The following is a 10860-nucleotide window of genomic DNA, read 5'->3' as shown; positions in this document are numbered from 1 at the left end:
CCCGTTCTATCGGATATGTCCATGAAATGAAATGGAGGGAACCTTTTTTGATCGATGTAAATAAATTCGAAAGTATGCAAATCGGTTTGGCTTCTCCTGAAAAAATCAGAAGCTGGTCTTATGGTGAAGTAAAAAAACCAGAAACCATTAACTACCGTACGTTAAAACCTGAACGCGAAGGGTTGTTTGACGAGCGTATTTTCGGTCCAACCAAAGACTGGGAATGTGCTTGCGGCAAATACAAACGGATCCGCTATAAAGGCATCGTTTGTGACCGTTGCGGCGTGGAAGTAACACGTTCAAAAGTGCGTCGTGAACGCATGGGACACATTGAACTAGCAGCACCAGTATCACACATTTGGTACTTCAAAGGCATTCCTTCACGGATGGGTCTTGTCTTAGACATGAGCCCACGTGCATTGGAAGAAATCATCTACTTTGCTTCATACGTAGTGATTGAACCAGGAAACACCAGCCTTGAGAAAAAACAACTATTGACTGAACGGGAATACCGTGAAAAACGTGACCAATACGGTCAAGAATTTTCAGCAGCGATGGGTGCCGAAGCCATCAAACAATTATTAGATGGCGTTGATCTTGAAGGCGAAGTTGCTGAATTAAAAGAAGAATTGAAAAACGCGACTGGTCAAAAACGGACCCGTGCGATCCGCCGTTTGGACATCTTAGAAGCATTCCGTGCTTCAGGAAACAAACCAAGCTGGATGGTCATGGACGTTATCCCAGTTATCCCGCCTGATTTGCGTCCAATGGTGCAATTAGAAGGTGGACGTTTTGCCACAAGTGACTTGAACGACTTGTATCGTCGTGTAATCAACCGTAACAACCGTTTGAAACGCTTGTTAGACTTGAATGCACCAAACATCATCGTTCAAAATGAAAAACGGATGCTGCAAGAAGCAGTCGATGCCTTGATCGATAACGGTCGTCGCGGCCGTCCAGTTGCAGGGCCAGGGAACCGCCCATTGAAATCTCTTTCTCACATGTTGAAAGGGAAACAAGGTCGTTTCCGTCAAAACTTGCTAGGAAAACGGGTCGACTACTCAGGTCGTTCAGTTATCGTCGTTGGTCCATTCCTGAAAATGTACCAATGTGGTCTGCCAAAAGAAATGGCGATCGAATTGTTCAAACCATTCGTGATGCGGGAACTTGTTTCTCGTGAAATCGCGTCAAACATCAAAAATGCCAAACGCAAAATCGAACGTCAAGAAGACGAAGTTTGGGATGTCTTAGAAGATGTTATCAGAGAACATCCAGTGCTATTGAACCGGGCACCTACGCTTCACAGATTAGGTATCCAAGCATTTGAACCAGTCTTAGTTGAAGGCCGTGCCATTCGTTTGCACCCACTTGTTTGTGAAGCCTACAATGCCGATTTCGATGGAGACCAAATGGCCGTTCACGTACCATTGAACGAAGAAGCGCAAGCAGAAGCACGTATGCTGATGTTAGCAGCCCAAAACATTTTGAATCCAAAAGACGGAAAACCAGTTGTAACACCATCTCAGGATATGGTCCTAGGGAACTACTACTTGACGATGGAAGAAGAAGGCCGTGAAGGGGAAGGCATGATCTTCCGTGACATGGACGAAGCAGTTACGGCATGGCGCAATGGCTACGTGCATTTACACACACGGATCGCCATCAATCCAAACACTTTAGGGGACAAACCATTCACGTCTGAACAAAAACAACGCTTGATGGTAACAACGGTGGGTAAAGTGATCTTTAACTCGATCATGCCACCAGAATTCCCATTCCTGAACGAACCGACAGACTACAACTTGACGGTTCAAACACCAGACAAGTACTTTATTGAAGCTGGTACAGATGTGCCTGCCTTCATCAAAGAACAAGAGCTTGTTGGCCCATTCAAGAAGAAAAACTTAGGAAACATCATTTCAGAAGTCTTCAAACGTTTCCGCATCACTGAAACGTCACGCATGCTTGACCGCATGAAAGACTTAGGATACAGCCACTCAACAATGGCGGGTATCACCGTTGGTATCGCTGATATCATGAACTTGCACGAAAAACATGAAATCATCGACAATGCCCACAAACAAGTAGAAACGATCACGAAACAATTCCGTCGTGGGTTGATTACCGATGACGAGCGTTATGAACGAGTTATTGGTGTTTGGAATGCAGCCAAAGATGAAATTCAGTTAAAACTGATGGAATCATTGGAAGCGAAAAACCCAATCTTCATGATGTCTGATTCCGGTGCCCGTGGTAACATCTCCAACTTTACTCAGCTTGCTGGGATGCGTGGATTGATGGCCGCGCCTAACGGACGAATCATGGAGTTGCCGATCATCTCAAACTTCCGTGAAGGTCTGTCTGTCTTAGAAATGTTTATCTCGACCCATGGTGCCCGTAAAGGGATGACCGATACCGCCTTGAAAACAGCCGATTCCGGTTACTTGACACGTCGTCTCGTTGACGTTGCCCAAGATGTCATCATCCGTGAAGACGATTGTGGTACTGACCGTGGTTTAGACATTCAAGCAATTCGCGAAGGAAACGAGATCATCGAATCCTTAGAAGAACGTTTGATTGGACGTTACACACGTAAATCAGTGATCCATCCTGAAACTGGCGAAGTCCTTCTAGGGGTCAATGAATTGATCACTGAAGATTTAGCTAAAGCCATCGTGGACGCTGGTATCGAAACAGTATCCATTCGCTCTGTCTTTACATGTAACACCAAACATGGTGTATGTAAACATTGTTATGGCCGCAACTTAGCCACTGGTTCTGAAGTTGAAGTTGGGGAAGCAGTCGGTACCATCGCTGCCCAATCAATCGGTGAACCTGGTACTCAGTTGACCATGCGTACCTTCCATACCGGAGGGGTTGCCGGAGACGATATCACGCAAGGTCTCCCTCGTGTCCAAGAAATCTTTGAAGCCCGTAATCCGAAAGGACAAGCGGTCATTACCGAAGTTACCGGAGAAGTCATCGATATCTCAGAAGACCCTTCAACTCGGACCAAAGAAGTGACCATCAAAGGGGAAACCGATACGCGTACGTATACCGTTCCTTATACTGCCCGGATGAAAGTAGCAGAAGGCGACTTTATCCATCGTGGTGCACCATTGACAGAAGGTTCGATCGATCCAAAACAACTGTTACAAGTTCGCGATGTCTTGTCTGTTGAAAACTACCTATTACGGGAAGTTCAACGCGTTTACCGGATGCAAGGGGTAGAAATCGGCGACAAACATATCGAAGTAATGGTTCGTCAAATGCTGCGTAAAGTCCGCGTCATGGATCCAGGTGATTCAGGCATCTTGCCAGGAACATTGTTGGATATCGCCGACTTTAAAGACCGCAACTACGACACATTGGTAGCCGGCGGCGTTCCTGCAACTAGCCGTCCAGTCCTACTAGGGATCACGAAAGCATCCTTGGAAACCAACAGCTTCTTGTCTGCTGCGTCCTTCCAAGAAACCACTCGTGTGTTGACCGATGCAGCGATCCGCGGCAAGAAAGATCCACTTCTTGGATTGAAAGAAAATGTTATCATCGGTAAGATCATCCCAGCTGGTACTGGTATGCCTCGTTACCGTGAAATGGAACCAAAAGAAGTAACAGTTGCCAGCGAAAATGTCTACAGCATCTCAGACATCGAAGCACAAATGGCTGCTGAAGACGCATTGAATAGCCAAAACTAATCAATGCCCAGCACCTGATTGACTCAGTGTGACGGAAAAGCTTGTCATTCTTCGGAATGGCAAGCTTTTTTTGTTTAGCAAAAGAAAATGTTACGAAAAAGAATGCGTCCTTCTTTTATCCTAGAAAAAGGGCATTTGGAACGATTAATGAAAGCGTTATTTTTGAAATGTCCAAATCAGTGGACATCGATTAAGAAATACTTGAGCCAAAGAAGGCTATAGTAAAGATACGGAGGGAGACAGTATGAAGCTGAGCAAGAGAGAAACACGTTTGATTGAGCAGTTTATGATACAGGGGATGAATTTGACCGCTAATGAACTAGCCACAGCTGCTAAGGTTTCAACGAAAACCATTTACCGGACGATCAAGCGGATCAATGAGGCTGCTGGTTCAGAAATCATTCGGTCTGAAATCGGCAAAGGATTTTGTTTGGATTATGAAGCATATCTCAGAGGCACGATTGAAAATCAAGAAACGGATCAACATGATGAGCCGCTTGAGCGACGTCATGCGATTGCCCTGCATTTATTGTTTAAATCACCAAAGCGTTTAATGATCAAAGAGTTGTTCGCTCATTACTATTTGAGTGAAGCAGTGATAAGTAGTGATATCAATCGTCTTTCGGAATATTTTCAGTACTTTGAACTCCAGTTGATCCGATCCGATAAGAGAATTGCAGTGATTGGTACCGAAAAAAATATCCGTCGCTGTGTCAATGATCTCTTTACGAAAACCCATGTGTGGAATGAAGAAATGGTCACGCAAAAATATCCCATCAATGCCTTTGATATCAACTTTATTACCTCAATTCTTGAATTCATTGAGCGAAAACTCGCGAACAGTATTGCGTATCCTTACAACATGAATATTTTCTCGCATCTGTATATTCTGATTTTACGAATGAGGGAAGGAGAAATTGACCGCGAAGAGATAATTGAGGGTTTAGATGAGGAAGAACAACATTTGATTGAACAGCACCAAGAGTTTTATCAAATTGCCCAACAAGTGATTGAAAGAATCAATGCCTATCTCGTGACGGAGCTGCCAGAAAGTGAGGTATTTTATCTCTACCAGTATCTAGTGTCTTCCAGAGTGGAAAACAAACCCTTGGCAATGACCAATCTGACAAAAGAAGCCAGCGAAATCACGGAGTTTTTTACTAAGCAGATGGAAAAAGCACTGGGTATTCAATTGAACCAGCAAACAGACAAGACCGATCTACTTTGCCATATTCAGCCGATGCTCTATCGGCTAAAGAATAAAATTATCGTGAAAAACGGTCTGCTAAATGACATTCAACTAGAGTACCCAAGGATTTTTGAGCAAGTGGCACAAGTCAGCAAGGAAGTAGAGAAAACCTATGGAACGAATCCCATATCGGAAGACGAGATTGGTTTCTTGGTGCTGTATTTTGTGAAATTTAAAGTCATTCGTCGGCGCAGACAGCGAGTCTTAATCATGTGCAGCAGCGGCGTAGGGACTTCTGAGCTGCTAAAAGTCAAAGTCCAACGAGCATTTCCTGAACTGGATATCGTGGATGTGCTTTCCGCTCGTATGTACCGAAAGCATGCGCAAGACTACCAGAATTTCGATTTGATCTTAACCACCATTAATTTGCCAGTAGAAACGCAGGTGCCGACGATTTTAGTCAATTCGGTATTTACCAAACAGGATGAAAAGCGAGTCAAACAACTATTAGGAGAGATGTAAAGATGAAAAACGAAAGCCAAACGATCCAAACGTTCAGCATCGCAGATGTAATCAATCCCAATCTTATCAAGATGGAAATGGGAGCGAATTCAAAAGAAGAAGCGATCACTGAACTGTCTGAACTTTTATATGAAAACCAAATAATTACCGATTTAGCAGGGTTCACCCAAGATGTCTTTGCCCGAGAAACGGAAGGAATGACCGGTATCGGACATGGCTTAGCAATCCCACATGGAAAGTCAGACAGTGTGAAAAAGACTTCCTTAGTGATCGGAAAAACCAAGCGTCCGCTTGAGTGGGAGTCCATCGATGAAGCGCCCGTTCAAGTAATCATCTTGTTTGCAGTCAAAAATACCGATGCCAATACGATGCATATCAAGCTGCTGCAAAAAGTAGCGATGCTACTAGCGGATGAATCGTTTATTGATCGTCTCGTTGCGTCAGGGACAAAGGATCAAATGATGGCCTTGCTTGCTAAAGATCCAATGGCAGAAAACTAAGAAAGGGGGAGAAGAGATGAAAATCGTTGGTGTAGCTGCTTGTACTTCAGGCATCGCTCATACGTATATCGCTAAGCAAAAAATCGAAACAGCTGCGAAAGAACTTGGTCATGAAGTCCATATCGAAACCCAAGGAACCATCGGGACAGAAAGTGAATTGACGGAAGCAGATATTCAAGCAGCCGATGTTGTCATTATTGCGGCAGATATCAAAATCGGCGGCAGAGACCGTTTTGAAGGCAAGCGAATAGTAGAAATTCCAACTAGTATGGTGATCAAAGCGCCTAAGCGTTTGCTTGAAACGATTGAAGAAAAATTAAATCAGGGATGAATCAACGAATGTTTTAACGACTTAAATTCAAAGGGGGATGAAACAAATGATGAAACAGCTGCAGTTGAAAAAACATGCCTTAACCGCCATCTCGTATATGTTGCCGGTCGTTGTAACAGCTGGGCTTTTAATCGCTATCGGAAATCTTGCCAACGGCACGGTCATTGAAAATTACGATGCTGCCTATACGATCCCGGATGCACTGGTCTCGCTGGGGGTTTTAGGGATGGGACTGCTGGCGCCAGTGATCGCTGCCGCGATCGCCTATTCCATTGCCGATCGTCCAGGAATCGCTCCTGGTCTTTTTATGGGACTGATTGCCAATGCGATTGGTGCAGGCTTTTTAGGGGGAATGTTAGGAGGCTATCTCGCAGGTTATCTGGTCTTATTCTTAGTAAAAAACCTTAAAGTACCACGTTGGGCACAAGGTCTGATGCCAATGATGATCGTACCGGTCTTGTCGACACTGATCGTTGGTGCTTTGATGTTCTTCGTCATCGGTGTACCGATCGTGTGGGCTACTGAGGCGTTGACTACCTTCTTAACGAATCTGCAAGGCTCGGGAAATTTCTTATTTGGCGCGATTGTCGGTGGTATGGCTGCCTTTGATTTTGGCGGCCCCGTCAACAAAGTCGCCTCGCTATTTGCTGATGGGCTATTATTGGAAGGCATTCAAGAACCCGAAGCCGTGAAAATTTTAGCCTCAATGGTGCCGCCATTCGGTGTTACGATCTCTTGGGTCCTCTCTCGTCTCTTACGCCGACCCAAATATTCTACGGAAGAAGAAGACAACATCAAGATCGCTTTTCCAATGGGTCTTTGTATGATCACAGAAGGGGTGATCCCGATCGCTGCCGTTGATCCGTTTCGCGTCATTTTTTCTTGTACGGTCGGAGCAGCCGTCGGCGGTGGTCTAAGTATGATTTGGGGTGTCGGTTCACCAGTACCATCCGGTGGGGTCTTCATCATTCCTGCCATGACGGATCCACTGAAATTTACCATTGCGCTACTGATTGGTTCTGCCATTACCGGTGTTTTGCTGTTTGCCTTGAAAAAGGCACCCGTTGAAACGCCGATCGTGGAAGAGGAAGAAGACGTTGACTTTTCGTCGATTGAAATTTCTTAAGAGAAGGAGCGAAGAAAATGTATGTATCAATGAAAGAGATGCTGCAAAAAGCCAATCGAGAAAACTATGCGGTTATGGCGATCAATTGTTTTAACTTGGAAACCGCTAAAGCTGTAATCGATGCCGCGGCAGAATCACATGCACCCATTATAGTCGACTTGCTCCAAGACCATTTAAAGGCCCATCTGGATTATCGCTACTTAACCCAGCCGATCGTTCGAATGGCGGAAAATGTCAATGTGGAGGTTGCCATCAATCTGGATCATGGACAGGATATCGCCTTCGTCAAACAATGTCTCCACGAAGGGTTCTCAAGCGTTATGATGGATGCCTCTATGCATCCTTTAGAAAAAAACATCGCCATCACCAAAGAGATCGTGCAATTTGCGCAAGCCTATAATGCCAGTGTCGAAGCAGAAGTTGGGGACATGGGAGCAGTGGCTGGGGATCAGTATACCAGCGATGGGATGTATACCGATCCAGAGGAAGCCATCCATTTTATTCGAGCAACCGGGGTCGACTGTCTCGCTCTTTCTTACGGCTCCAGTCATGGGGATTATCCAGCAGGGTACCGCCCGGCATTTCGCTTTGATATCGTTCAAACCATCAAAGAAGCCACTGACCTGCCGCTGGTTTTGCATGGTGGCTCGGGAGCCGGCAGAGAAAATATCTTGCGTTCCGTGGCACTAGGAATCAATAAAATCAATGTAGGGGCTGATTTTATGAAAGCCCAAAGAAATGCCCTGCACCAACAGCTGGATGCTTATCCCGAGAGCGATTATCCGACCCTGATCCACCAAACCATCGAAGCAGGAAAAGCAGTCGTCAAAGAGTATATCGAATTATCTGGATCAAAAAACAAATCACTTTAAAAAAGAATGGAGCACACTTATATGTTGATCAATATGAAACAATTACTGACCGTTGCCAAAGAAAATCAATTTGCTGTTGGTGCCTTTAACGTCGCAGACAGCAACTTCTTACGCGTCGTTATCGAAGCAGCGGAAGAAAACGATGCACCAGCCATCATTGCGGTCCACCCCACAGAATTGGCCTTTACAAAGGATGAATTTTTCCACTATGCAGTTTCCAGAGCGAAAAACAGTTCTGTGCCAATCGTGATCCATATGGATCATGGCGACAGTCTGGCGAGTATTATGCGGGCGATCCATTGTGGGTTCAGCTCAGTGATGATCGATGGGTCGTTGCTGCCTTTTGAAGAAAATATTGCTCTGACAAAACAGATTACCGAGATTTGCCATCCGATTGGGGTATCTGTCGAAGGCGAGCTGGGAACGATCGGTAATACCGGAACCTCCGTTGAAGGGGGCGTCTCCGAAGTGATTTATACTCGTCCAGAAGATGCACAAGAATTCATTGAGAAGACAGGCATTGATACACTAGCAGTTGCGATTGGAACTGCCCATGGTATTTATCCAAAAGATATCAAACCGGAATTAAAAATGGATGTCTTGCAAGAAATCAAAGATCGTGTCGATATCCCATTGGTGTTGCATGGCGGATCGGCCAATCCCGATGAAGAAATCGCTCAGGCAGTGGCAATCGGTATCCAAAAAGTAAATATCTCCTCTGACTATAAATACGCCTTTTATAAAAAATGCCGCCAAATCTTAGCAGAAACGGAATTGTGGGATCCAAATGCCATTTACCCAGAATGTATTGAGGCAGCCAAAGCAGTGGTTACGCAAAAAATGACCCTCTTCAATGCAATTGGGAAAGCAGCTCTGTATCGCCAGCAAAACGTCCAGCCATGGCGTAGTGAACAAAATTAAACAGTAAATAAACAACAAAAAACACCCTCGAAAAATCGCTAAATTGCGGCTTTTCGAGGGTGTTTTTTGTTATTGCGCATTCTTTTCTTGTAGCTTACGAATCCCTTTTTCCTGAATCTGCTGCGCAATAAAAGCCAAGTCATTTGAAGTCAGATTGATATCCGCATAATGAAACAGATTTTTTCTACTGGAAGGTGTCAGATTGCCGATGATCAGATCATAGGTCTCATCCAGCATAGTCAGAGAAAACGAATCGAGGGGATTTAAGATCGTGATCGTTAGCTGATAGGGAATAAACTGCTGGATCTTTGTTTGGATAAATTCAGTATGATAACTATTCGTATCATAAAACAAGGCTAAGCGAAAGCCAGCATTGGCGTCGATGATTTCTTTGGCAAAATTGGGAAAAGAAGTATGAAAAATATAAATCAGATAATTGATCGTACTTGGTCGAATGATCGGTAAACTCGAATGGGTCAAAAGCTGAACGATGTCTTGGTTGACTGCTTGCTGAACAAAATCACAATTAGCAACAAAGCGGGCGAAGCGATCATCCAAAATGCAGTAAGGAACCTGCAGATTGATCCCAAGAAAATAGGAAAAGACGACGGCATCCAGCTTTTCTTCAAAATTACTTTCACGGTAGTTGTATTTTCGAAACAATTGCTTCGTCAAATGATAAAATTCTTGTTTGGTTTTGCGAAAGACAGCGGGGTCTTGCCCAATGTGCGTCGTGACATAGCCAACCATTTTTTCTACATAGGCACGGGTGTAGCCAGTAAATTCACTCAAGTCGATTTTTTCTAAAAAATACTCGATATGATCCGCATTGGTTTCAGAGGCAGCAAAACGGTCACGCTTCGTATTGATATAGATGACAAAAGCGATCTTTTTGATATCGGAAAAATAGAGATTTAAAGGCGTCGCTGCTGCCATAATATGGGCGATTTTCAAAAATTCCTGTTCTTGATTGATGTTGGCGTCGATAAATTCATATTGGTATTTCTCCAAGAAGAAAATCAGAAAAAATTGGCGAATATTCTTTTCATTGCCTTTTAACTGGATAGGTTTGGTTGTGATAAAGAAATCAAAAGGAGCCAGAATCAAGTTGATCCTCTTAATTAAACGAATAATCGATGATTTGCTTAAATTTAATTCCAGCGCCAGCATATCATAACTGGTAAAACTGGAAGAAAACAATAATTCCAGTAATTGAAACGCAGAAGAACGGTTCAAAAAGTGGCTGTAAATATCCAAACGAGTAGCAAAGGGATGTAAGTGCAAGCGAACCGCTGAAAAATCATCAAATTGTAAGTCCAGAAACGAAAATTCATTGTCAATTTCTGCGATATAGGTTTTTGCTGAGGACATGGAGATAGAAAATTTCAGTGCTAAATCGTGAAGACTGGTCCCTTGATCGTCCAATAAATACTCAATCAGCAGTAGTTTCTTTTGTGAAGTGGATGATAACAATTTCCGTAACATATTTTCCTCCAAGCCTCCTTTTGACTAAATAGTATCATGTTTTTACATGTATTCAAAAAAATTACCTGTTGAATTTTTTTGAATACATCGTCACGTGATCATTTGGGAAAATAGAAGTGTGGGATAGTAGTAACACGTTTGATGCAAGTAGCAAAGACCTAAATCGTAGAATCATGGGGAGGGGGAAAAAAGCAGTTGTTTGTTGGGATATCTTGC

Annotated in this window: 8 protein-coding genes; 7 read left to right on the top strand and 1 reads right to left on the bottom strand. The window is 43.8% G+C overall.

Annotated features, from left to right (window positions below; all coding sequences use genetic code 11):
- Positions 1-47 precede the first annotated feature (47 nt).
- The 7 genes from rpoC (at position 48) to IGK14_RS16025 (ending at position 9159) form a co-directional block, all read left to right on the top strand.
- Positions 48-3698 carry a DNA-directed RNA polymerase subunit beta' gene (gene rpoC, locus IGK14_RS16055; protein ID WP_034871965.1) on the top strand — a complete coding sequence of 1217 codons (3651 nt, stop codon included), beginning with the start codon at positions 48-50 and terminating at the stop codon, positions 3696-3698.
- A 244-nt stretch (positions 3699-3942) separates the two neighbouring features.
- Complete coding sequence (locus IGK14_RS16050; protein WP_438712617.1) at positions 3943-5409, top strand: BglG family transcription antiterminator; 1467 nt, start codon at positions 3943-3945, stop codon at positions 5407-5409.
- A 2-nt stretch (positions 5410-5411) separates the two neighbouring features.
- Positions 5412-5909, top strand: a complete 498-nt coding sequence (locus IGK14_RS16045) for a PTS sugar transporter subunit IIA (protein ID WP_010748877.1) — start codon at positions 5412-5414, stop codon at positions 5907-5909.
- A 16-nt stretch (positions 5910-5925) separates the two neighbouring features.
- Positions 5926-6240 carry a PTS fructose transporter subunit IIB gene (locus tag IGK14_RS16040; protein WP_010748878.1) on the top strand — a complete coding sequence of 105 codons (315 nt, stop codon included), beginning with the start codon at positions 5926-5928 and terminating at the stop codon, positions 6238-6240.
- 46 nt (positions 6241-6286) lie between these two features.
- Positions 6287-7366 (top strand): PTS fructose transporter subunit IIC, encoded by a 1080-nt coding sequence (locus IGK14_RS16035; protein ID WP_010748879.1) that lies wholly within the window; start codon positions 6287-6289, stop codon positions 7364-7366.
- Between the two features lie 17 nt (positions 7367-7383).
- On the top strand, positions 7384-8238 hold the full coding sequence (locus IGK14_RS16030; RefSeq protein ID WP_010748880.1) for a class II fructose-bisphosphate aldolase: 855 nt from the start codon (positions 7384-7386) through the stop codon (positions 8236-8238).
- A gap of 21 nt (positions 8239-8259) precedes the next feature.
- Complete coding sequence (locus IGK14_RS16025) at positions 8260-9159, top strand: ketose-bisphosphate aldolase (protein ID WP_005230365.1); 900 nt, start codon at positions 8260-8262, stop codon at positions 9157-9159.
- Between the two features lie 69 nt (positions 9160-9228).
- On the opposite strand, the gene IGK14_RS16020 is transcribed toward IGK14_RS16025, so the two are convergent.
- Positions 9229-10644, bottom strand: a complete 1416-nt coding sequence (locus tag IGK14_RS16020; protein WP_438712613.1) for a helix-turn-helix domain-containing protein — start codon at positions 10642-10644, stop codon at positions 9229-9231.
- Positions 10645-10860: the final 216 nt, after the last annotated feature.

It is taken from the genome of Enterococcus sp. DIV0970a, assembly GCF_051711265.1.
In the GTDB taxonomy this organism is placed as follows: Bacteria; Bacillota; Bacilli; order Lactobacillales; family Enterococcaceae; genus Enterococcus_D; species Enterococcus_D casseliflavus.
The sequence above is the reverse complement of the archived record's forward strand: the minus strand, read 5'-3'. Positions and strand labels throughout refer to the sequence as shown.